Source organism: Geodermatophilus sp. DF01-2 (assembly GCF_004571065.1).
Taxonomy (GTDB): Bacteria; Actinomycetota; Actinomycetes; order Mycobacteriales; family Geodermatophilaceae; genus Geodermatophilus.
Map to the genome: position 1 here is coordinate 46,245 of NZ_SPQN01000007.1, position 21,294 is coordinate 67,538.

Below are 21,294 nucleotides of genomic sequence, written 5' to 3' on the forward strand. Positions count from 1 at the left end.
GGGCGTAGACTCCATCCCCGGTCCAGAGACGTGCACCGACGACGAAGAAGGCACTCGACCCCGTGTCAAGCGTGAGCTCATCCCGGCCGTCCTCCACCCCCAACTCCTCAGCGGTGGCGGGATTCGGCACCAACGAGTGGTTGGTCGAGGAGATGTACCAGCAGTACCTCGCCGATCCGTCCAGCGTGGACCAGGCGTGGCACGAGTTCTTCGCCGACTACCGGCCGGGCAGCCCGATGTCCGCCAGCGACGACCGGGACGCGCCGTCCGGGGTCGCCCCGGCCCCGGCGCCCACCCCGGAGGCGGCACCGGCCCCGACCGCCGCCCCCGCCCCGGAGCGGGCGCCCGACCCGCAGCAGGCACCGGCCCGACAGCAGGCACCCGACCAGCAGCCGGCCACCGGCGTCGGCGCCCCCTCCCGGGCCGGCCGCGTCCAGGAGCGCACCGAGGACACCGTCGTGGACCGAGCCGCCGACCGCACCGCCCAGCAGCAGCCGGCGAGCAGGGCGACGGGCAAGGCGGCGGGCGAGGCGACGGGCAAGGCGACGGCGAGCGCGCCGGCCGCCAAGGCCGCCCCGAAGCCCGCCGCCAAGGCCGAGGAGCAGGGTGAGGGCCCCGAGAGGGTCCCGCTGCGCGGGGCGGCGGCCAGCGTCGTCAAGAACATGAACGCCTCGCTGACCGTGCCGACGGCGACCAGCGTCCGCGCGGTGCCGGCCAAGCTGCTGGCCGACAACCGCATCGTCGTCAACAACCACCTGGCCCGCTCCCGCGGCGGGAAGGTGTCGTTCACCCACCTGATCGGCTACGCACTGGTCCGGGCGCTCGACGACTTCCCGAACATGAACGCCGCCTACGCCGAGGTCGACGGCAAGCCGACCCTCGTGCGGCCCGAGCACGTCAACTTCGGGCTGGCCATCGACCTGCCCAAGGCCGACGGCTCCCGCTCCCTCGTCGTCGCCTCCATCAAGGCCGCCGAGGAGATGGACTTTGCCCAGTTCTGGGGCGCCTACGAGGACGTCATCCGGCGCGCCCGCGCGGGCAAGCTGACCCTCGAGGACTTCTCCGGCACCACGATCAGCCTGACCAACCCGGGCACGATCGGCACCGTCCACTCGGTGCCCCGGCTGACCGCCGGCCAGGGCGCGATCATCGGCGTCGGCGCCATGGAGTACCCGGCCGAGTTCCAGGGGATGAGCACCGAGGCGCTCACCGACATGGCGGTCAGCAAGATCATCACGCTGACCTCGACCTACGACCACCGGATCATCCAGGGCGCCGAGTCCGGCGACTTCCTGCGCCGCCTGCACCAGCTGCTGCTGGGCGAGGACGGCTTCTACGACGACGTCTTCCGGTCGCTGCGGATCCCCTACGAGCCGGTGCGCTGGATGCCCGACGTGCGGGTCAGCCGCGAGGGGCAGATCGACAAGGAAGCCCGGGTCATCGAGGTCATCGAGTCCTACCGGCGCAACGGCCACCTCATGGCCGACACCGACCCGCTCGAGTTCAAGGTCCGCAGCCACCCGGACCTGGACATCCTCCAGCACGGGCTGACGCTCTGGGACCTCGACCGGAGGTTCCCGGTGGGCGGGTTCGCCGGGGAGAAGCTGATGGCGCTGCGCGACGTCCTCGGCGTGCTGCGCAACTCCTACTGCCGGACCGTCGGCGTGGAGTACATGCACATCACCGACCCCGAAGAGCGGGAGTGGATCCAGCAGCGGGTCGAGCTCAAGGCCGAGCAGCCCGACCGGGAGAAGCAGAAGCACGTGCTGGGCCGGCTCAACGCCGCCGAGGCGTTCGAGACCTTCCTGCAGACCAAGTACGTCGGCCAGAAGCGCTTCAGCCTCGAGGGCGGGGAGTCGGTCATCCCGCTGCTGGACGAGGTGCTCATCGCCGGCACCGACCACGGCCTCGACGAGGTCGCGATCGGCATGGCGCACCGCGGCCGGCTCAACGTGCTGGCCAACGTCCTCGGCAAGAGCTACGCCAAGATCTTCGGCGAGTTCGAAGGCAACATCGACCCCGGCACGGTCCAGGGCTCCGGCGACGTGAAGTACCACCTCGGCGCCGAGGGCACGTTCGAGAACCCGCTCCGCCCGGGCGCCGAGATCGCCGTCTCGCTGGCCAGCAACCCCTCCCACCTGGAGACGGTCAACCCCGTCCTGGAGGGCATCGCGCGGGCCAAGCAGGACATGATCGACAAGGGCGAGCAGGGCTTCACCGTCCTGCCGGTCCTGCTGCACGGCGACTCCGCCTTCGCCGGCCAGGGCGTGGTCCAGGAGACCCTGAACCTGTCCCAGCTGCGCGGTTACCGCACCGGCGGCACCGTGCACGTCGTCATCAACAACCAGGTCGGCTTCACCACCAGCCCGGCGGCGGCCCGCTCGAGCCTCTACTCGACCGACGTCGCCCGGATGATCGGCGCGCCGGTCTTCCACGTGAACGGCGACGACCCCGAGGCCTGCGTGCGGATGGCGCGGCTGGCGGTCGACTACCGGCAGGCGTTCAAGAAGGACGTCGTCATCGACCTGGTCTGCTACCGCCGGCGCGGGCACAACGAGGGTGACGACCCCTCGATGACCCAGCCGCTGATGTACGACATCATCGACCGCAAGCGCTCGGTCCGGAAGCTCTACACCGAGGCGCTCATCGGCCGCGGCGACATCACGCTGCAGGAGGCCGAGGAGGCGCTCAGGGACTACCGCGACCAGCTGGAGCGGGCCTTCGCCGAGACCCACGACGCGACCGAGACGCCGAAGCCGCAGCCGGTCATGGACCAGCCGGCGCAGCAGTCGACGGCGGTCGCCACCGCGATCACGCCCGAGGTCATGAAGGCGATCGGGGACGCGCACGTCTCCCTGCCGCCGGACTTCACCGTCCACCCGAAGCTCCAGCGGATGCTCGAGCGGCGCGCGGCGATGGTGAGCGAGGGCGGCATCGACTGGGCGATGGGCGAGCTGCTCGCCTTCGGGTCGCTGCTCATGCAGGGGGTCTGTGTCCGGCTGGCCGGCCAGGACTCGCGCCGTGGCACCTTCGTGCAGCGCCACTCAGTGCTCATCGACCGGGAGACCGCCGCGGAGTACACGCCGCTGGCGCACCTGTCCGAGGACCAGGCGAAGTTCTTCGTCTACGACTCGCTGCTCAGCGAGTACGCGGCGCTGGGCTTCGAGTACGGCTACTCCGTGGCCAACCCGGGGGCCCTGGTGCTGTGGGAGGCACAGTTCGGCGACTTCGTCGACGGCGCGCAGATGGTCATCGACGAGTTCATCAGCTCGGGCGAGGCCAAGTGGGGGCAGCGTTCCGGCGTCGTCCTGCTGCTGCCGCACGGCCTCGAGGGGCAGGGCCCGGACCACTCCAGCGGGCGGATCGAGCGGTTCCTGCAGCTGTCGGCGGAGAACAACATGACCGTCGCCAACTGCACGACGCCGGGCAACTACTTCCACCTGCTCCGCCGGCAGGCGCTGTCGGACGTGCACCGGCCGCTGGTCGTCTTCACGCCCAAGTCGCTGCTCCGAGCCAAGGCCGCCGTCAGCCCGGTCGCGGACTTCACCGACGAGGCCTTCCGGCCGGTGCTGCCCGACCCGGGCGTGGGCGGCGAACCGCTGGACGAGGGTGCGGTGCGCCGGGTCCTGTTGTGCAGCGGCAAGGTCGCCTACGACCTGTTCGCCGCACGGGAGGCCGAGGGCCGCGCCGACACCGCCGTCGTGCGCGTCGAGCAGCTCTACCCGCTGCCCGCCGAGGAGATCGTGCAGCAGCTGGAGCGATACCCGGACGCAACCGACGTCGTCTGGGTGCAGGAGGAGCCGGCCAACATGGGCGCCTGGCAGTTCATGGCCGTCAACCTGCCCGAGCAGCTGCCGACCGGGCGCAGCCTGCGCCGGGTCAGCCGCCGCGCCTCGGCCAGTCCGGCCGTCGGCTCGGCGAAGGTCCACGAGGTGGAGCAGAAGCAGCTCGTCGCGCAGGCCTTCGCCGACTGACGTGTACTTCACCGACCATGTACTTCACGGATAGGGGCCTGGAGGAGCTGGCCGGCCGGCGGGGCGAGGAGCACGTGACCCTCGCCTGGCTGGCCGACCAGATGCAGGTCTTCGTCGACCAGCACCCCGACTTCGAGGTGCCGGTCGAGCGGCTGGCCACCTGGCTGGCCCGCGGCGGCACGGACGACGACGAGGAGTGACCAGGCCCCGGTGATCCCGGCGCGGGGGCCGGGTCCCTCCGGGGGCGCCGTCGGCATCGTGCTGGCCCGGCGGGCCACCGTTTTCGGTCAGGTCCGGCGCGACAGCGGCGGAACGATCCGCTCCCGTGTCGCCGCCGTCACCGCAGCGAATCCCGCCAGGTAAGGAACCAGCCCGGTGACCGGGATTCCGGCCGGGCCGTCGGTGCTCAGGCCACCGCGGGTCAGGACGACGAGCCCGGCGCAGCAGCCGATCAGGCCGACGACGGTCAGCGAGACCCGGACCGGGGTGTCACCGACGCCCGGACCGGCCACCGACGACACCCGCTCGAAGCGCGCAACCAGCAGCACGAGCACCGCCAGCAGCAGGGTGCAGACGGCGATCCAGACCGGGCGCAGCGCGAACCAGGCGCCGGACACCGGCGGTGGCTGCGGATAGATCCCCGTTCCGTGCAGCAGCAGGCCGGCGAGGACGGCCGCGACCAGGTGCCAGAGGAAGATCGACATGATGGTGCCGTTCACGGCAACCGTGGCCACCCACACGGCTGACCTGTGGGCGAGCCGATTCAAGGTTCGCCGGGCGACCAGGACCAGACCGATCTGGGCGAGCCCGAGAGCGAGCAGCGCCAGCGACGGGGGCGCGGTGTTCTGCAGCTCGGCGCCGGGGACGTTCACCATGCTCAGCGGGTAGGGGCCCAGCGCGACCAGTGTGACCACGGCGACGATTCCGCCCGTGGCCAGTCCTGGCGCCAGCCAACGCGGCCCGGGCAGACTGCCGCCTCTCCAGGCCACACCGAGGGCGAAGACGCACAACCAGACCAGCCCGAAGTTCAGCACGCCGAGTGCCGTCAGTTCTCCGCCCAGACGGAGCAGGTCGACCAGCGCGGCCAGGACGGCCAGTCCCAGTGGCAGCCATAGTCCGGAGCGCTCGTGGGCGCGCACGACGAGCGGGGTCAGGGCCACCAACGCGACGTACACGGCCAGGAACCACAAGTGGATCCCCATCAGCCACCCCGCGAGGCGGACCAGCTCCGGATCGACGCCCGCGAGCCGGGCCGTCGCCGCTGCTGCGACGACGATGACCAGGAACGCCGTTGTCGGGTCCAGAAGCCGACGGACCCGGCCGCCCAACCAGGCAAGTCCGTCGGTACCGGCCCGGCGGGCGCTGGTCCACGACGCCGTGCTGGCGTAGCCCCCCACGAAGAAGAAGACCGGCATGACCTGGAAGACCCAGTTGATCAAGTGCGCTGGGCGCCACAACGCCAGAACGCTCGTCCCCGTCAGCTCTCCGTCTCGGGACACGATGACGACGAGCAGCCAGTGCCCGACGACGACGGCAAGAATCGCCACCGCACGCAGCAGGTCGACACAGCGTTCCCGGCCCTCGGGTGTGGCGGCCACCAGCTCCCGCACCCCAGGTCCTCGAGTCCTGGCAGACATGCGCCGACCTCCCTGCCCTGGAACGCCGCACGTCGAGGACGATGCGACGGGATTCCACGATATGTGCGGCCCAGCCGACCGACGTGTGCCCTCCAGCCGACCGACTCGCCGACGTAGCCCAGCGGTCCGTGCCGTGGTCCGGGCTCCTGGCCTCGGGCCATGGGCACGGTCCTGCTCGTCCGCCACGTCGTCGCCGCCGTCTTCCTCATCGGCCCGATGGCGCTGGTGCCGCGGATCGCGTTGCGCGCCGTCCGCGCCGGGAACGGCCCGGCGGTGAATCTGCTGGCCCGTTGGGCGGCGGTGTTCTCGTGGGCCTCGCTGGTGGTCGCGGTGTTCGGGTTCGGCGTCTTCGGGATATGGGAGATCCCGCCCGACGACGCCCTGGCTGCTCGTGCCGATGGCGCTCCACGTCATGGCCCTGGCCGTCAGCGTCGGGCTGGTCGTCCCGGCCCTGCGGCGAGCGGGCAGCGCGCTGCCGGGTCCGGGATCGTCTCGCTGCTGCTACTAGCCGTTGCCGTCCTCGTGGTCTGGCAGCCCTGACCCTCCGGCCGAAGTGGCCACGTCGGCCGCTCCCGGCGTGGCCGACACGCCGGGCTCGTTGCGGTTGCGTGGCGGCCCCTGACTCCGGCGGCACGCTTCGTGCGTGCTCGGTCACTCACATGCTCTCTCCGGGCTCGCCGTGGGCGCCGCGACGCTGCCGTGGGCGCCGGTCGAAGGCCCCGTCGCCCAGGTGGCCTGGATCGCCGCCGTCGGCGGGATGGCCATGCTGCCCGACCTGGACCACAACGGCTCGACGGTCTCGGACATGTGGGGCCCGGTCACCGACGTCCCCTCCGGCGCCATCGGCCGGCTGGCGCAGGGGCACCGCTGGGGGACCCACGACGCCGTCCTCGCCCCGGTGACCTTCGGCGCCCTGGCGGTGGCCGCGGCGAACGCCTTCTGGTCCAGCCTGCTGCTCCTGGCGCTGGCGATCGGCCTGGCGCTGCGGGCCCTGCACTTCGTCATCCCGGGACGGGCCGAGAACACCGTCATCGGCAACCTGGTGCTCTCCTGGGCCGGCGCCTGGCTGCTGCTGGAGCACAGTCCGGGCCCGGCCTGGCTGCCCTGGGCGGTCGCGCTCGGGGTGCTGACGCACATCGCCGGTGACGCCCTCACCACACAGGGCGTTCCGGTGCCGGTGCTCTGGCTGCTGCGCCGCTCCCGGCTGGCGCTCACGCCGCTGCGGACCGGGACGGCGCTGGAGAAGGTGGTGCTCGCTCCCGCGTTCGTCCTGGTGACGCTCTGGTGCGTCTACCTCAACACCGACGTCCGCGCGGCCGTGGACCCGGTGCTGCAGGACCTGCGCAGTCTCAGCGGGTGACGCCCTGCTCCCGGGCGCGGGTCGACACCGCCGCCGCCACGGCCTCGGCCACCCGCCGGTCCAGCGGGCTGGGCACCACGTAGTCGGCCCGGACGTCGTCGCCGACGACGTCGGCGATCGCCGTGGCCGCGGCCAACTTCATCTCCTCGGTGATGCTGGTGGCGCCGGCGTCCATCGCGCCGCGGAAGACGCCGGGGAAGGCGAGCACGTTGTTGATCTGGTTGGGCTCCCCGCTGCGGCCCGTGGCGACCACCGCGGCGTAGCGGGCCGCCATCTCCGGGTCCACCTCGGGGATCGGGTTGGCCAGCGAGAACACGATGCCGTCCGGCGCCATCGCAGCGATCGCCGACTCGGGCACCGAGCCCCCGGACAGGCCGAGGTACACGTCGGCGCCCTCCAGCGCGCCGGCCATCGTGCCCGCACAGCCGGCCCGGTTGGTGTTCTCGGCGGCCCAGCGCTTGATCGGCGTCAGGTCGTCCCGTCCGGCGTGGAGGACCCCCCGGGAGTCGGCCACGGCGATGTCGCCGACGCCCGCCTCGAGCAGGATCTTGGTGCAGGCGATCCCGGCCGCTCCCGCCCCCGAGACGACGACCCGCAGGCCGCCGAGTTCCCGGCCCACCACCCGCGCCGCGTTGCGCAGCGCCGCGAGGACGACGATCGCCGTCCCGTGCTGGTCGTCGTGCATGACCGGGATGTCGAGCCGGTCGCGCAGCCGCTCCTCGATCTCGAAGCAGCGCGGGGCGCTGATGTCCTCGAGGTTGATGCCGCCGAAGGACGGCGCGATCGCCGCCACCGTCTCCACGATCGCGTCGACGTCGGTCGTCGAGAGCACGACCGGCACCGAGGACAGCCCGGCGAACTCGCTGAACAGGCAGGCCTTGCCCTCCATGACCGGCAGCGCCGCTCTGGGTCCGATGTTCCCGAGGCCCAGGACGGCGGTGCCGTCGGAGACCACGGCGACGACGCGGGAGGCCCAGGTGAACCGGTCGGCCAGCGCCGGCTCGGCCGCGATCGCACTGGAGACCCGGGCGACACCCGGCGTGTAGGTCAGCGCCAGGTCGGCGGTCGACTCGATCGGACGGGTCGGGCGTACGACGAGCTTGCCACCCTCGTGCACCGCGAACGCCGGGTCGTCGGCGAAGCGGTCGGCAGTCCCGTCGTGCAGCTGCTGCGCGCCCATGGACCGTGGAGCGTAATCCAGCCGCACCGGGTCGCCGTCCGCCTCGTCCCCCCATGCGGGAGACACGGCTCGGCACGTGGACGCACTGCCGGACGTCCCGGGTCGGGCTGGCTACCGTCCTCGCGTGCAGATCCGTCAGCTCGCCGTCGGCGACGCGTACGTCCTGGACCTGGTGCCGCACGGCGACGCCCGCGGCCGCTTCACCGAGTGGTACCGCGCCGACGTGCTGGCCGACGTGGTCGGCCACGGCCTGCCGCTGGCCCAGGCCAACCACAGCGTGTCCGCGCACGGCGTGCTGCGCGGCGTCCACTTCGCGCTGGTGCCGCCCGGCCAGGCCAAGTACGTGTACTGCCCGGCCGGGCGGGTGCTCGACGTCGTCGTCGACGTCCGGGTCGGCTCGCCCACCTTCGGCCGGCACGACAGCGTCCTTCTCGACAGCGAGGAGCCCCGCGCGGTCTACCTCTCGGAGGGGCTCGGTCACGCCTTCCTGTCGCTGGCGGACGGGAGCTCGGTGACCTACCTCGTGTCCAGCGGCTACGACCCGGCCCGCGAGGTCGGCGTCTCCCCGCTGGACCCGGCGCTGGACCTGCCGTGGCCGGACGACGTGGAGTTCGAGCTGTCGGTCAAGGACCGGCACGCGCCCACGCTGGCCGGGGCCCGGGAGCAGGGACTGCTGCCGACGATCGAGGAGTGCCGGGCGCGCTACGGACAGCTGCGGTACGGCAGCTGACCGGGACGCCCGCCCAACCGGCCCGGTCGCGGCCACAGCCGGCCCAGCACCCGCCCGACGACGACGGCGGGGCCGAAGGCGCGGCTGTCGTCGGTGACGAACGGGTTGTCGCCCTCGACCCAGTGCCCGCCCGGAACCGTGCGGCGCACCCGCTTGACCACCAGCAGCTCCGGCCGCGCGGGGAACCGGGCCAGGACGACGTCCCCGGGGGCGACCGCTCCTCCCGGGCCGACCCGGCGCACGAACAGCCGGTCGCCGGAGCGGACCGTCGGCGTCATCGACGGGCCGGCCACCCGGGCCACGACCCAGGGCGTGACCAGCGGCGGGACTCGCGCCGGCCCTCCGTCGTCGGACATGTCCCTGCTGCTCACCGGGAGTAGGGTCGCAGACGAACCGACCACCACAGAACCGGAGGCACGTCCATGCGTTTCCGCATGTTCTCCGCCGTGGAGGCCACCGCGCACTGCGACCTCCCCTGCGGCGTGTACGACCCGGCCCAGGCCCGCATCGAGGCGGAGTCCGTCAAGGCCATCCAGGAGAAGTACCAGGCCAACGAGGACCCGGTCTTCCGGCAGCGCGCCGTGCTGATCAAGGAGCAGCGCGCCGACCTGGTCAAGCACCACCTGTGGGTGCTGTGGACCGACTACTTCAAGCCGCCGCACTTCGAGAAGTACCCGCAGCTGCACGAGCTGTTCAACAAGGCCACCAAGCAGGCCGGTGGCACCGCGGCGAAGCAGAGCATGGACCCCGCCGAGGGCCAGAAGCTGCTCGACTACATCGCCGAGATCGACAAGATCTTCTGGGAGACCAAGGCTGCCGCCTGAACGAGGACCCCTCTCCTCCCACCCCTCGTAGAAGGACCCCGTCCTCCTCACCGCTCGCAGGCTCGCGGCGAGCCTCCGGACGGGGCCGGCGGAACCCGGGAGGGGCCGCGCAGCACGACGACGGCCGGTGAGCGCCCGCTCGCCGGCCGTCGTCGTCGGGGGCGACGAGTTCCTCGGCCCGGGCCGGTCTGCCTCCCGACACCCGCTCCAGGACGGAGGAGATTCCATGGCTGCCCGGCTCAACCCCTACTTGCACTTCTCCGGCGACGCCCGCGAGGCGATGGAGTTCTACCGCTCCGTCCTCGGCGGTCAGCTGGAGGTGATGACCTTCGGTGACGTCGGCGGAGGCGGCGGGGAGTACCCCGACGACGGCGTCATGCACGCCTTCCTGCGCACCCCGGACGGCTTCGAGCTGATGGCCTCCGACGGCCACGACCCGCAGGCCGTTGGCCCCGACCGCCTGTCGCTGTCCCTGTCCGGGGACGACGCCGAGACCCTGACCCGCTGGTTCGAGGCGCTGGCCGAGGAAGGGAAGGTCGACGTCCCGCTGGACGAGCAGGTCTGGGGGGACACGTTCGGCCAGGTGACCGACCGCTTCGGCATGCGCTGGCTGGTCAACATCGGCACGCCCGCCGCCTGAGGAAGGACCCCGCTGCGCCTTCCCGTGGAAGCACCCGGTCCTCCCCACGTCATAGAAGCGTCCCCGTCCTCACCGTGGAAGGACCCCGTCCTCCCCACCCCTCGCCGGCTCGGTACGGGGCCCGGGACGGGGCCTCGGCGAGCCTCTGGACGGGGCCGGCCCGGGACGGGGCCGCGGCGGGCCCCAGCAGCGGGGCCGGACCACCGTCGCCGCCCGGTACCGTCTGACCTCGATGCGTATCGACCCGGCCGGGTGGCCCTTCATCACCGGCCCCCTGGCACCTGCCGCCGTGCTCGCCGCTGCCGGGCGGGCCGGCGGCCGGCGCGGCCTCCGGATGGCCGCCTGGCCCTTCGCCTTCCTGTCCGCCTACATGGCGCTGTTCTTCCGCGACCCCGACCGGCGCTGCGACGTCCAGCCACCGGCTCCCGGCGACGTCCTCTCCCCCGCCGACGGCATGGTCATGGTCGCCGGCGAGCCGCAGGAGGGTGTCGCCCCGGAACCTGCGCCCGAGGGCGGCTGGCAGCAGGTCAGCGTCTTCCTCTCCGTGGTCGACGTGCACGTGAACCGCTCGCCGTACCACGGGGAGGTCGTCGAGAGCACCTATCGCCGGGGCAGCTTCCTGGCCGCCTACCGCAAGGAGTCGGCGCACCGGAACGAGCGCAGCGAGCTGTGGCTGCGCGACGGTGAGCGCACCGTGGTCTTCCGGCAGATCGTCGGCGTGCTCGCCCGCCGCATCGTGACCCGCACCGGCGTGGGCCGGCAGCTGGCCACCGGCGAGCGGATGGGCCTGATGAAGTTCGGCTCCCGGATGGACGTCTTCGTCCCCCGGGACTGCGCGGTGCTCGTCCGGGTGGGCCAGCGGGTGCGCGGCGGCGAGACCGTCATCGCCCGCTGGTCCGACGCCGGCTGAGGAGGCCGACGGTGCCCACCTCCCCGTCCGGTGCCCGCTTCCTGCAGACCCGGCGGACGGCGACCGTCGAGTTCGTCCGCGGCTCGGTGCGTGGCACCCGGCGACGGGCGCTGGCGACGCTGCCCAGCCTGTTCACGCTGGCCAACATGATGTGCGGTTTCGCCGCGATCCTGGTCTCCATCCGGGGCCAGTACACGCTGGCCGCCGTCCTGGTCGGGCTCTCGGTCGTCTTCGACATCACCGACGGCGCCGTCGCCCGGCTGGTCGGCGCGGTCACCCCGTTCGGCCTGCAGTTCGACTCGTTGGCCGACCTGGTGTCCTTCGGGCTGGCCCCGGCGCTGCTGGCCTTCACGCTGTTCTCCGAGGGCCGCGACGCCTGGGACCCGTCGGGGTGGGTCGTCTGCTTCCTCTGGGTGGCCTGCGCGGCCATCCGGCTCGCCCGGTTCAACACCACCATCGACCCGACGGCGGACAAGCGGTACTTCACCGGCATGCCCAGCCCGGGCGCGGCCGGGGTCGTGCTCGCCTCGGTGTTCGCGTTCGGCGACCAGATGCAGGGCCGGGAGCGGCTGTGGGTGCTGCTCATCGTGGCCGTCCCGGCGCTGCTGATGGTGAGCACGATCCGGTTCCGCTCGTTCCGCTCGCTGGTCAGCCCGAAGAGCGGGCGCCCCTACGGGCTGATCGCCGCGGCGCTGGCCGTCGTCGTCGGCTTCGCGCTCGTGCCGGTGGTGACCGGCTGCGTGCTGGCCTACGGCTACCTGCTGGCACCGGTCCTCGTGCCGGTCTTCTCCCCGCTGAACCGGCTCGTGCCCGCGCGCCTCAAGGAGCTGCTGACATGACGGTGCGGCCGATCCGCCCGGACGACGTCCCGGCCGTGGTCGGCCTGGTCCGCGAGCTCGCCGAGTACGAGAAGGCCCCGCAGGAGGCCCGGATGACCGAGGAGCAGCTGTCCGCGGCGCTCTTCGGCGAGGCTCCGGCGCTGTTCGGCCACGTCGCGGAGGTCCGGGGCGACGTGGTGGGCATGGCGCTGTGGTTCCTCAACTTCTCCACCTGGCGCGGCACCCACGGCATCTACCTCGAGGACCTCTACGTGCAGCCGCAGCACCGCGGCAGCGGCCTGGGCCGCGAGCTGCTGCGCACGCTGGCCGATCTGTGCGTGCACCGTGGTTACCGCCGGCTGGAGTGGTGGGTGCTGGACTGGAACACCCCGTCGATCGAGTTCTACCGGGCCGTCGGCGCGGTGCCGATGGACGAGTGGACGGTCTTCCGGCTCACCGACGAGGCGCTGTCGACCTTCGCCGCCGACCGTCGGTAGGCCTCTCGACGGCGGGCGGGCGGGCGCGACGCGGACCTCGGCCGGACGATCCCGGTCGGCGAGCCCGCCCCCGGGTCGCCACGCCGGCCGGACACTACGGTGCGGAGGTGCTGCCCACCTGGCCCTGAGCGCCCCCGAGCCCGAGGACGTGCGTGTGACGATCGAGCGCAAGCGACCAGAGTGCTGGCTGACCGACATGGACGGCGTCCTGGTGCACGAGGGCCTGGCGCTGCCTGGCGCCGCGGAGTTCCTGCAGCGCCTGACCGAGGCCGGACGACGCTTCCTCGTCCTCACGAACAACTCGATCTTCACGCCGAGGGACCTCGCCGCGCGGCTGGCCCGCTCGGGCCTGCAGGTGCCCGAGGAGTCGATCTGGACCTCGGCGCTGGCCACCGCCGACTTCCTGTCCACCCAGCTGCCCGGCGGCTCGGCCTACGTCATCGGCGAGGCCGGCCTGACCACCGCGCTCTACGAGGCCGGCTACACGCTCACCGACACCGACCCGGACTACGTCGTCCTCGGGGAGACCCGCACCTATTCCTTCGAGGCGATCACCCGGGCGATCCGGCTGGTCGGCGCCGGAGCACGGTTCATCGCGACCAACCCCGACGTCACCGGCCCCTCCCCCGAGGGCCCGCTCCCGGCCACCGGCTCGGTGGCGGCGATGATCACCCGCGCCACCGACGCCGAGCCCTACTTCGTCGGCAAGCCCAACCCGATGATGTTCCGCAGCGCCATGAACCGGATCGAGGCGCACTCGGAGTCCACCGTCATGGTCGGCGATCGCATGGACACCGACGTCGTCGCGGGAATCGAGGCCGGCCTGGACACCATCCTCGTCCTCACCGGCTCCACCCGGGCCGCCGACGTGGCCCGCTTCCCGTTCCGGCCGGGCCGCGTGCTGGACTCGATCGCCGACGTCGTCGAGCTGGTCTGAGGCCCCGCGTCAGGGCCCCGCCCGAGCTCGCGAGGGATGGGGGGACGCGGGGTCCTTTCCCAGCTCAGCGCTCCAGGAAGGCCAGCCGGGCCTCGGGGGTCGCCAGCAGGTACAGCTCGGTCGCGACCAGCACCAGGACCGGGACGCCGACCCACGCGCCACCCCATTCGAACGCCGAGTAGTAGCCGAAGAGCCCCAGCAGCAGCTGCAGGCAGACGACCGGTGCGCGGGCCCAGGGCGAGACCCGCCACAGCCCCACCGCGGCGGCGCCCAGCAGGACGGCGAAGAAGCCCACGTAGACGACCTCCGCCAGCGCGCGGCTGACGCTGTCAGGGGTCGAGGTGAACGTGAGGTAGAGCAGCCAGAGCGCGACCAGGGCCAGCGCCGTCGCCTCGACGGCCGCGACCAGCGCGGCCCGGCGCACCACGGGTGGCGCCGCCGCACGCCCGCGGGCGTGCCGCGGGGTCGCCGGCTCGGCGGCGCCACCGAGCAGCCGCTCGGCCCGTCGGCGGTGCCGCGAGGGCGGGGCTCCGGGGTCCTCCGTCACGGCCGGAAGGGTACGCGCCGGCCGTTCCGCCGGCCGGTGTCCCGCCGGACGCTCCGGTCCTCCTCCGCGCGCCCGCCGCACGCCAGCACCGGGACGGGCCGCCGCGCTGGCTAGCCTGGCTGCATGCGTGCGCTCGTGGTGGCCAACCCCGCGGCGACGACGACCAACCGCGGCGTGCGCGATCGGGTGCTCGCCACCCTCGCCGGTGAGCTCGAGGTGGATCTCGCCGAGACGACCCACCGCGGCCACGGCTGCGAACTGGCCCGCAAGGCCTGCGCCGAGGGCGTCGACGTCGTCGTCACCCTCGGCGGCGACGGCACGGTCAACGAGGTGGTCAACGGGCTGCTGCACGACGGCCCGGGCGAGCACGTCCCGCCCCTCGCCGTGGTGCCCGGCGGGTCGACGAACGTCTTCTCCCGCGCCCTCGGCCGCTCCCGGGATCCGCTCGCCGCGGCCGCGGAGATCCTGGACTCGCTGCGCGCCGGCCGCATCCGGCGGATCTCGCTCGGGACGGCGAGCGCACGGGGCGCCAGCCGCACGCCCGCGCGCCTCCCCGACCCCGCCCTGGCACAGGCGGCGGCCGACGCGGCGGCCGACGCCCACCCCGAGTGGACCGAACCGCGCTGGTTCGTCTTCTCCGCCGGCCTCGGCTTCGACGCCGACGTCATCGGCCGGGTCGAGACCCGCCGCGCCCGCGGGCGCCGCTCGACCGGACTGCTCTACGTCCTGGAGGCGACCGGCGCCTTCGTGCTCGGCCGCGAGCGCCGGGACCCGGCGATGACGGTGCAGCTGCCCGAGGAGCCGGCCCTCGACGGGGTGTTCCTGTGCCTGGTCTCGAACGTCTCGCCGTGGACGTACCTGGGTGCCCGGGCGGTCAACCCCACCCCGGACGCCTCGTTCGACAGCGGGCTGGACGTCTTCGCGCTGGGCCGCACGGGGGTGTTCCGGATGCTGCACCACGTGCGGGAGGTGTTCGCCGCCCGGCCCGACGTCCGCGGCCGCGGGGTGCACCGGTGGCACGACCTGGGCGAGCTCACGCTGACCGCGGGCCGCCCGCAGGGCTGGCAGCTCGACGGCGACCACCTGGGGACGGCGACCGGGCTGCGGGTGCGCAGCGTCCCCTCCGCGCTCGCGGTCGTCGCCTGACGCCCGCGGGAGCATCGGCGAGCGCCGGCCGGCGAGGAGCGGACCGAGGCGGGCGATCCGGGGGCACCGTCGCCCGAGGTCGGAGGACCGCCCGGTCTCGTAAGCGGGGTGTGACCTGCGGTTTCAGGCACGCGGCGAGGTGATTGTCAACGCAGCGCGCGGGGCAGGCCGTCTGGTCGAGTGGCGGCCCTAGCATGCCCGTGGTGAGCTTGCTCACGAGGGGTCGACCGATGCCCTCGTTCTGCTTGACAGACGACCTCGCCGTGAAAACATCGCGGGAGAAAGCAACCTGTCGGTAATACATGCATGAAGTCGCTGTGCCATGGCGCTGGTCACCCCGGTGCCGGCCTGCGGATCGGTCCGAGGCCGGCGACGACTGCACCACACCGTAGACGACATCGAGGAGAACACGGCCATGGACTGGCGCCACCGCGCGCTCTGCCGCGACGAGGATCCGGAACTGTTCTTCCCCATCGGGACGAGCGGTCCGGCCCTCGTGCAGATCGAGCAGGCCAAGGGTGTGTGCCGGCGCTGCCCCGTGGTGGAGTCGTGCCTGGACTGGGCACTGCGCTCGGGGCAGGACTCCGGTGTCTGGGGCGGGTTGTCCGAGGACGAGCGGCGCGCCCTCAAGCGGCGTCAGGCCCGCACCCGCGTCCGCACCGCCTGAGCACACCGCACCACGACGCAGCGGGGTCGGTCCAGCGAGGTCTGGACCGACCCCGCTGCGTTGCGATGGCACTGTCGGCCTACCGGCCGAGTGCCGTCCCCGGCCGTCGCTGGGCCCGACCGTCTCGCTGCTCTACCTCCGGAGTCTTCCTGCGCCGGGGAGGGTGATGACCACCTCGGTGCCGGTGCGGCCGTCCGTGGGCGGGGAGGGCGGGCTGGTCATGGTGAGGCTGCCGCCGAGCTCGCTGGCGACCAGCGTGCGCACGATCTGCAGCCCCAGGCCGTCGCCCGCGGACGGCCCGAAGTCCTGCGGGAGGCCCCGGCCGTCGTCGCGCACCCGGACGACGAGGTCGTCGCCGTCCCGCTCGGCCACCAGCTCGATGCTGCCCGGGCTGCCGTCGGGGAAGGCGTGCTCGGCGGCGTTGTGCAGCAGCTCGGTGACCACCAGCACCAGCGGGGTCGCGGCCACCGCCGGCAGCTCGCCGAACTGGCCGACCCGCCGGGTCCGCGCCGCCGGGCCGACCGAGGTCAGGTCCCCCAACATCGGCAACACCCGGTCGAGGACGTCGTCGACGTCCACCACGTCCTCCCGGCTGCCCGCCAGGGTCTCGTGCACCACCGCGATCGACGACACCCGGCGGACCGACTCCTCCAGCGCCTCACGGGCGGCGGGCTCGGTCAGCCGGCGCGCCTGGAGCCGCAGCAGCGCAGCCACCGTCTGCAGGTTGTTCTTCACCCGGTGGTGGATCTCCCGGATGGTGGCGTCCTTGGTCAGCAGCGCGCGGTCCCGCCGGCGGACGTCGGTGACGTCACGTACCAGCACCAGCGCCCCCTGCTCGGCACCCGGCGCCTGCAGCGGCAGCGCCCGCACCAGCAGCGTGGCCGCGACGCTCTCGACGTCCGTCGGGTCGGGGAAGCGGCCGGCCACCGCCGCCCGGATGCCGGACCCGACCGCCTCGCCCGCGACCCGGTCGGCGGCGGCGTCGCGCGTGAGCCGCGCCAGGTCGGCGCCGACGACGTCCCCGGTGACCCCCAGCCGGCGGTACGCCGACAGCGCGTTGGGGCTGGCGTAGACGGCCCGGCCGTCGGCGTCCAGCCGCACCAGCCCGTCGCCCACGCGGGGGCTCAGCTCGGCGTCCAGCGGCTTCTGGGGTGGGAAGGTGCCGGCCGAGACCATGAGGCACAGGTCGGCGGCGATGTCGAGGTAGGTGAGCTCCAGGGTGGACGGCGACCGGGTCACCGCCAGGTTGGTGTCCCGCGCCAGGACGGCGACGACGACGCCGTCGTGCCGCACCGGCACCACCTCCCGCCGCCGCGGGGTGCTCCCCGACCAGTCCGGCTCTCCCTCGGTCACCGGGCGGCCCTCGCGGTGCGCGACCACGAACGGCTCCGCGGCCGGCCCCTCCACCTCCGAGCCCACCAGGTCCTCGGGCTGGCTCGTGGGCGCGGTCAGCGGGCGCACCTGCGCCACGCACCACCACGCTCCCGTGCGCAGCGGCACCCACAGGGTCAGGTCGGCGAACGAGAGATCGGCCAGCAGCTGCCAGTCGGCCACCAGCCGGCGGGCGTGGTCGACCTGCGCGGGCGCCGAGGCCGAGCCTCGGGTGAGGCGTTCGGAGAGGCTTCTCATGGTGGCTCCGAGCCTATGAGAAAGGGCCCTCCTGCTCCCCACCGTGGAACGACCCTGTCCTCCCCACCCTCGCGAGCTCGGGGCGGTGCCCGGGACAGGGCCTGGGCGGGCCCCTGCAGGAGGGCCGGCTGGGCGAGAGGTGGGGAGGAGGGGTCCTCTTAGGCTCGTCGCCGTGTCCTCGTCCCCCGGTACCTCCCCCCGGACCGTCGACCCGGCCCGGCCGGACGACTTCCCGCGCATCGCCCAGCTCACCTTCGACGTCTACGTCGGCGGCGGGTTGGCCTCGCCCGGGTACGGCGAACAGCTGCGCGACGTCGCCGGCCGCGCCGAGCGGGCGGAGCTGCTCGTCGCCCGGGACCACGAGGGCCGGGTGGTCGGCAGCGTGGCGCTGGTGCTGGAGGGCGACTTCGGCGAGGTCACCGAGTCCGAGGACGAGGCGGCGTTCCGGATGCTCGTCGTCGATCCGGCGGTGCACGGCCGCGGGGTCGGCGCGCTGCTGGTGACGGCCTGCCTGGAGCGGGCGCGGGCGGCCGGGAAGCGGCGGATGGTGCTCTCCACCGACCGGCGCATGACCGCGGCGCGGCGTCTCTACGAGCGGCTGGGCTTCACCCGGCTACCGGAGCGCGACTGGCGCCCGACGCCGTGCGTCGACCTGATGGTGTACGCCATCGACCTCTGAGAGGGGACCCCTCCCGGGTTTCCTCGCGAGCTCGGGGACGCCCTCGAGTGGCCGGCGCGGACCCGGTCAGTGGGCGACGAACGAACGTCAGCCGTCGACGGTCGCGATGAGGTCGCCCTCCTGGAGGACCTCTCCCTCGACCACGTGCAACTCCCGCACCGTGCCGGCCCGCTCGGTGAGGACGGGGATCTCCATCTTCATCGACTCGAGGATCACCAGGGTGTCACCGGCGGCCACCTCGCTACCGGGTTGCACGAGCACCTTCCAGACGCTCGAGACCATCTCGGCGTGGATCTCCTCGACCGCCACCGGCACCTCCCTGGCTGACCTGCGCTCCATCCTGGCATGCACCGCGCTCCGCCCGGGTCCCCTCCTCGGCGTCCCCGAGCGGGCGAGGGGACCAGTCTCACGCCCCCGGGGCCGGGTTGCCGGCCGCCAGCCGGTCGAGGACGGCGCAGACCTCACGGCCGTCGTGCGGAACCCCGGTCTCGCCCAGCCCGCTCAGCACGTCGCTCGCGGCGCGGGCCGCCGTCGCGGTGTCGGGAGCCCCGGCGCTCACGGTGGCCAGCAGCGCGTCGTACCAGCCGTCCAGGCGATCGCCGCGGTCGTAACCGCTCACCGACACGACCTCGATGCCCGGCGCGTCGCCGGTGCGCCGTCCCGACTGCGGCAGCCGGCCGGTGACCCGGCCGTCCTGCCCGGGCGGCAGCGTCGACCGCAACTGGACGGTGACCGCCGGCCGCGGGGCCGGGCCCGACCCGGCGTCGTCGCCCCAGCTGCCCGCGGCGCTGCGCAGCGCGAGCTCGACGGCGTCCACGCCGTGCGCCCGCTCGAGCACGGCCATGTCGAGGGAGAACCCGGCCGCCACCTCGGCGAGCTCGCCGTCGGGGTCGATGCCGACGGTGACCAGCCCGCGCCAGCCCACCTCGGGCAGCCGTTTGGCCGCCGACGGCAGCTCGACCGGCTCGTCGGGGGTCCACGACACGCGGGCGATGCCGGCAGCGCGGTCGCGGGAGACCGGCGTCGTGCAGCGCAGCCCCCCGTCGGTGACCAGCGCGAGGAAGCCACGCTCGCTGGCCGGCTCGACGCCGTCTCCGCCGAGCCGCTCGAGCACCGCCGCGGACGGTCCGACCCAGGTGAGCCCGGCGGCCACCACCGCACCGGCGAGCCGGGCGTTGCCGGCCAGCGCCGGGGGCACCGGGAGGACGGCCTCCACGCCGCTGCGCTTGGCGGCCTCGACGATGCGGTCGACGGCGAGGTAGGACTCCGCGGCCGGCGCGGGCCCGAGCAGGATCGCGTCGTCGGCCAGCCGGACGTGGCGGGCGGAGCGGTCGGCCTCCGAATGGACGGCGACCGTCTTCACGTCCAGGCGCGAGCACGCCGCCACCACCGCGCACGCGGCCGGGCCGCGACCCGCTACCAGCACGCTCTCGATCCCGACGTCCGCCACGTCCCGACCGCCTTCCCCCAGCGTCAGTGCTCCGGCTCCCAGCCTGACCGCTCGCCCCGCCGGACCGCCACAGGGAGGCGGCGGCGCGCCGGGCCGTGAGAGGCTGGGAGCCTCAGCCCGACGGGTCCCCCGGCGTCGCACCGCTACACGCGTTCCGGGTCACCTGCGCGGGTGTCCAGGGGCCCGGCAGCGGGCCTGCAACAGCGACGAGGAGAGGAGGGCAGCGATGTCCAAGCGTGGACGCAAGCGGCGCTCTCGCAAGGGGAACAAGGCCAACCACGGCAAGCGGCCCAACGCCTGAGGGAGCCCCCCTGCCCCCGCCACTCGTAAGAGAACCCCGCCCTCCCCACCCCTGTGCAAGCTCGGGGCGGTGCCCTGGACGGGGCCGGGCGGGATCCTGCAGGAGGCCGCCCGTCCTCCCCACCCCTCGCAGGCCGGGTCCGGGACGGGCGTACACGCGAGAGGCCCAGAACCCGACGGGTTCTGGGCCTCTCGCGCGCGACGGTCCTTCAGGCGGTGGGGCGCTCCTGCGTCCGCTCGATCGTGACCCGTTCGACGCTGACCTGGGTGCCGTCCTCCTCGAAGGAGACGCTGGTCAGCTGCAGCTTGATCCGGTCGCGCAGACCAGGCGGCGGCGCGTCGCCCCCGCAGCGGCGGCGGACCAGGGCCTTGAACTCCTGCTCGATGCCGAACTGGCGCAGGCACCCCGAGCAGTCCTCGAGGTGCTCGGCGATGACGTCGCGCCGGGCCTGGTCGGTCTCGTGGTCGAGGAACTCGAACACGTGGGACAGCACGTCGTCGCAGGAGTCGATCGAGATCGGCTCGCCGCCGCCGGGACGCTGGTCGCTGGTCACGAGCGGCTCGCCTCCTCCCCGGCGCCGGCACGGACGAAGCCACGCTCGCGGGCGTAGTCGGCGAGCAGCTTCTGCAGGCCGCGACGACCGCGGTGCAGCCGGGACATCACCGTGCCGATGGGCGTACCCATGATCTCGGCGATCTCCTTGTAGGCGAAGCCCTCGACGTCGGCGAGATAGACCGCCAGACGGAAGTCCTCCGGCAGCTGCTGGAGGGCCTCCTTGATGTCGGAGTCCGGAAGGTGGTCCAGCGCCTCGATCTCGGCCGACCGCAGGCCGCTGGAGGTGTGCTCCTCGGCGGCGTAGAGCTGCCAGTCCTGCACCTGGTCGGTCGGGTACTGCTGCGGCTGGCGCTGCCTCTTGCGGTAGCTGTTGATGTAGGTGTTGGTCAGGATCCGGTACAGCCAGGCCTTGAGGTTGGTGCCCTCGGCGAACTGGTGGAACGCCGAGTAGGCCTTGACGAACGTCTCCTGCACGAGGTCCTCGGCGTCGGCCGGGTTGCGGGTCATCCGCAGGGCGGCCGGGTACAGCTGGTCGAGGAAGGGCAGGGCGTCGCGCTCGAACCGCGCGTCGCGCTCGGCCCGCGTCTCGTCGACCTCCGCCCGGCTGCCGTCCGACCGCGCCGCGGGGGTCTCGACCGGGGTCGCGGCGGCGGACTCCACCGGCTCGACGCCGGGCGTCTGGTCCGCGGACTCCTCAGGCACCGACCGTCCTCTCTGCGGCACCCGGGGGCGGGCCACCGCTTCCGACGATCCTAGCCGCGCGGCATCGGGCCGGCCCGGGGGCCGCCGGAGCGCGGAGCGCTGGCGGGCGCT

At 73.4% G+C, this 21,294-nt stretch carries 23 protein-coding genes; 14 read left to right on the forward strand and 9 right to left on the reverse strand.

Going from position 1 to position 21,294, the window contains the following annotated elements; all coding sequences use genetic code 11:
- Window positions 1–71: 71 nt before the first annotated feature.
- Window positions 72–3,974, forward strand: a complete 3,903-nt coding sequence (locus E4P41_RS04010; RefSeq protein WP_167760914.1) for a multifunctional oxoglutarate decarboxylase/oxoglutarate dehydrogenase thiamine pyrophosphate-binding subunit/dihydrolipoyllysine-residue succinyltransferase subunit — start codon at window positions 72–74, stop codon at window positions 3,972–3,974.
- Window positions 3,975–3,991: 17 nt separating this feature from the next.
- Complete coding sequence (locus E4P41_RS04015) at window positions 3,992–4,174, forward strand: DUF6104 family protein (RefSeq protein WP_135139582.1); 183 nt, start codon at window positions 3,992–3,994, stop codon at window positions 4,172–4,174.
- Between the two features lie 87 nt (window positions 4,175–4,261).
- Here the strand turns inward: E4P41_RS04015 and E4P41_RS04020 are convergent, their stop codons facing one another.
- The gene (locus tag E4P41_RS04020; protein ID WP_167760915.1) at window positions 4,262–5,584 is read right to left on the reverse strand and encodes an acyltransferase; all 1,323 of its coding nucleotides are present in this window, start codon (window positions 5,582–5,584) and stop codon (window positions 4,262–4,264) included.
- A 186-nt stretch (window positions 5,585–5,770) separates the two neighbouring features.
- On the opposite strand from E4P41_RS04020, the gene E4P41_RS04025 reads away from it, so the two are divergent.
- Together E4P41_RS04025 and E4P41_RS04030 are read left to right on the forward strand one after the other, a co-directional pair.
- Window positions 5,771–6,151 carry a hypothetical protein gene (locus E4P41_RS04025; protein WP_209307532.1) on the forward strand — a complete coding sequence of 127 codons (381 nt, stop codon included), beginning with the start codon at window positions 5,771–5,773 and terminating at the stop codon, window positions 6,149–6,151.
- 103 nt (window positions 6,152–6,254) lie between these two features.
- Window positions 6,255–6,971, forward strand: a complete 717-nt coding sequence (locus E4P41_RS04030) for a metal-dependent hydrolase (RefSeq protein ID WP_135139584.1) — start codon at window positions 6,255–6,257, stop codon at window positions 6,969–6,971.
- On the opposite strand, the gene E4P41_RS04035 is transcribed toward E4P41_RS04030, so the two are convergent.
- The gene (locus E4P41_RS04035; RefSeq protein ID WP_209307533.1) at window positions 6,961–8,151 is read right to left on the reverse strand and encodes an NADP-dependent malic enzyme; all 1,191 of its coding nucleotides are present in this window, start codon (window positions 8,149–8,151) and stop codon (window positions 6,961–6,963) included. The genes E4P41_RS04030 and E4P41_RS04035 overlap by 11 nt on opposite strands.
- A 124-nt stretch (window positions 8,152–8,275) precedes the next feature.
- Here E4P41_RS04035 and rfbC point away from each other — a divergent pair, with 124 nt between their 5' ends.
- Window positions 8,276–8,881: a dTDP-4-dehydrorhamnose 3,5-epimerase gene (gene rfbC / locus E4P41_RS04040; RefSeq protein ID WP_135139586.1), complete on the forward strand. Its 606-nt coding sequence runs from the start codon at window positions 8,276–8,278 to the stop codon at window positions 8,879–8,881.
- Here the strand turns inward: rfbC and E4P41_RS04045 are convergent.
- Window positions 8,854–9,252 (reverse strand): S26 family signal peptidase, encoded by a 399-nt coding sequence (locus E4P41_RS04045; protein ID WP_245177091.1) that lies wholly within the window; start codon window positions 9,250–9,252, stop codon window positions 8,854–8,856. The two genes, rfbC and E4P41_RS04045, sit on opposite strands and share 28 nt — an antisense overlap.
- Before the next feature lie 51 nt (window positions 9,253–9,303).
- Between E4P41_RS04045 and sodN the strand changes: the two genes are divergently transcribed.
- The 6 genes from sodN (at window position 9,304) to E4P41_RS04075 (ending at window position 13,507) form a co-directional block, all read left to right on the forward strand.
- Window positions 9,304–9,705, forward strand: coding sequence for a superoxide dismutase, Ni (sodN, locus tag E4P41_RS04050; RefSeq protein ID WP_135139587.1), 402 nt, complete (start codon window positions 9,304–9,306; stop codon window positions 9,703–9,705).
- Between the two features lie 226 nt (window positions 9,706–9,931).
- Window positions 9,932–10,345 (forward strand): VOC family protein, encoded by a 414-nt coding sequence (locus E4P41_RS04055; protein WP_135139588.1) that lies wholly within the window; start codon window positions 9,932–9,934, stop codon window positions 10,343–10,345.
- A gap of 232 nt (window positions 10,346–10,577) precedes the next feature.
- Entirely contained in the window at window positions 10,578–11,255 is a 678-nt protein-coding gene (locus E4P41_RS04060) for a phosphatidylserine decarboxylase (RefSeq protein ID WP_135139589.1), read from the forward strand.
- An 11-nt stretch (window positions 11,256–11,266) separates the two neighbouring features.
- Window positions 11,267–12,094 carry a CDP-diacylglycerol--serine O-phosphatidyltransferase gene (pssA, locus tag E4P41_RS04065; RefSeq protein WP_135139590.1) on the forward strand — a complete coding sequence of 276 codons (828 nt, stop codon included), beginning with the start codon at window positions 11,267–11,269 and terminating at the stop codon, window positions 12,092–12,094.
- A complete protein-coding gene (locus tag E4P41_RS04070) occupies window positions 12,091–12,570 on the forward strand; it encodes a GNAT family N-acetyltransferase (protein WP_135139591.1) in 480 nt (159 codons plus the stop codon). Before pssA ends, E4P41_RS04070 begins: the two co-directional genes overlap by 4 nt.
- A gap of 154 nt (window positions 12,571–12,724) precedes the next feature.
- A complete protein-coding gene (locus tag E4P41_RS04075) occupies window positions 12,725–13,507 on the forward strand; it encodes an HAD-IIA family hydrolase (RefSeq protein WP_209307534.1) in 783 nt (260 codons plus the stop codon).
- A 64-nt stretch (window positions 13,508–13,571) separates the two neighbouring features.
- Here E4P41_RS04075 and E4P41_RS04080 read toward each other — a convergent pair whose 3' ends face one another.
- Window positions 13,572–14,054 carry a hypothetical protein gene (locus tag E4P41_RS04080; RefSeq protein WP_135139592.1) on the reverse strand — a complete coding sequence of 161 codons (483 nt, stop codon included), beginning with the start codon at window positions 14,052–14,054 and terminating at the stop codon, window positions 13,572–13,574.
- A 123-nt stretch (window positions 14,055–14,177) separates the two neighbouring features.
- Between E4P41_RS04080 and E4P41_RS04085 the strand changes: the two genes are divergently transcribed.
- Window positions 14,178–15,200, forward strand: coding sequence for a diacylglycerol kinase family protein (locus tag E4P41_RS04085; RefSeq protein ID WP_135139593.1), 1,023 nt, complete (start codon window positions 14,178–14,180; stop codon window positions 15,198–15,200).
- Between the two features lie 415 nt (window positions 15,201–15,615).
- Complete coding sequence (locus E4P41_RS04090; RefSeq protein WP_135139594.1) at window positions 15,616–15,867, forward strand: WhiB family transcriptional regulator; 252 nt, start codon at window positions 15,616–15,618, stop codon at window positions 15,865–15,867.
- A 132-nt stretch (window positions 15,868–15,999) separates the two neighbouring features.
- Here E4P41_RS04090 and E4P41_RS04095 read toward each other — a convergent pair whose 3' ends face one another.
- Window positions 16,000–17,496 (reverse strand): PAS domain-containing sensor histidine kinase, encoded by a 1,497-nt coding sequence (locus tag E4P41_RS04095; RefSeq protein ID WP_135139595.1) that lies wholly within the window; start codon window positions 17,494–17,496, stop codon window positions 16,000–16,002.
- 172 nt (window positions 17,497–17,668) lie between these two features.
- On the opposite strand from E4P41_RS04095, the gene E4P41_RS04100 reads away from it, so the two are divergent.
- Complete coding sequence (locus tag E4P41_RS04100) at window positions 17,669–18,175, forward strand: GNAT family N-acetyltransferase (protein ID WP_135139596.1); 507 nt, start codon at window positions 17,669–17,671, stop codon at window positions 18,173–18,175.
- An 87-nt stretch (window positions 18,176–18,262) separates the two neighbouring features.
- Here the strand turns inward: E4P41_RS04100 and E4P41_RS04105 are convergent, their stop codons facing one another.
- The 4 genes from E4P41_RS04105 to E4P41_RS04120 form a co-directional block, all read right to left on the reverse strand.
- Window positions 18,263–18,484 (reverse strand): biotin/lipoyl-binding carrier protein, encoded by a 222-nt coding sequence (locus E4P41_RS04105; protein WP_135139597.1) that lies wholly within the window; start codon window positions 18,482–18,484, stop codon window positions 18,263–18,265.
- A 97-nt stretch (window positions 18,485–18,581) separates the two neighbouring features.
- Window positions 18,582–19,625 carry a biotin carboxylase N-terminal domain-containing protein gene (locus E4P41_RS04110; RefSeq protein ID WP_135139598.1) on the reverse strand — a complete coding sequence of 348 codons (1,044 nt, stop codon included), beginning with the start codon at window positions 19,623–19,625 and terminating at the stop codon, window positions 18,582–18,584.
- A gap of 509 nt (window positions 19,626–20,134) precedes the next feature.
- Entirely contained in the window at window positions 20,135–20,479 is a 345-nt protein-coding gene (gene rsrA / locus E4P41_RS04115) for a mycothiol system anti-sigma-R factor (protein ID WP_135139599.1), read from the reverse strand.
- Window positions 20,476–21,183, reverse strand: coding sequence for a sigma-70 family RNA polymerase sigma factor (locus E4P41_RS04120; RefSeq protein ID WP_135139600.1), 708 nt, complete (start codon window positions 21,181–21,183; stop codon window positions 20,476–20,478). Before E4P41_RS04120 ends, rsrA begins: the two co-directional genes overlap by 4 nt.
- Window positions 21,184–21,294 lie beyond the last annotated feature (111 nt).

Bases quoted from the DNA above. Each gene is read 5' to 3' on its own strand.
- E4P41_RS04015 (WP_135139582.1), top strand. From the start codon at position 3,992: ATGTACTTCACGGATAGGGGCCTGGAGGAGCTGGCCGGCCGGCGGGGC.
- E4P41_RS04025 (WP_209307532.1), top strand. From the start codon at position 5,771: ATGGGCACGGTCCTGCTCGTCCGCCACGTCGTCGCCGCCGTCTTCCTC.
- E4P41_RS04035 (WP_209307533.1), bottom strand. From the start codon at position 8,151: ATGGGCGCGCAGCAGCTGCACGACGGGACTGCCGACCGCTTCGCCGAC.
- sodN (WP_135139587.1), top strand. From the start codon at position 9,304: ATGCGTTTCCGCATGTTCTCCGCCGTGGAGGCCACCGCGCACTGCGAC.
- E4P41_RS04055 (WP_135139588.1), top strand. From the start codon at position 9,932: ATGGCTGCCCGGCTCAACCCCTACTTGCACTTCTCCGGCGACGCCCGC.
- E4P41_RS04060 (WP_135139589.1), top strand. From the start codon at position 10,578: ATGCGTATCGACCCGGCCGGGTGGCCCTTCATCACCGGCCCCCTGGCA.
- E4P41_RS04070 (WP_135139591.1), top strand. From the start codon at position 12,091: ATGACGGTGCGGCCGATCCGCCCGGACGACGTCCCGGCCGTGGTCGGC.
- E4P41_RS04085 (WP_135139593.1), top strand. From the start codon at position 14,178: ATGCGTGCGCTCGTGGTGGCCAACCCCGCGGCGACGACGACCAACCGC.
- E4P41_RS04090 (WP_135139594.1), top strand. From the start codon at position 15,616: ATGGACTGGCGCCACCGCGCGCTCTGCCGCGACGAGGATCCGGAACTG.
- E4P41_RS04095 (WP_135139595.1), bottom strand. From the start codon at position 17,496: ATGAGAAGCCTCTCCGAACGCCTCACCCGAGGCTCGGCCTCGGCGCCC.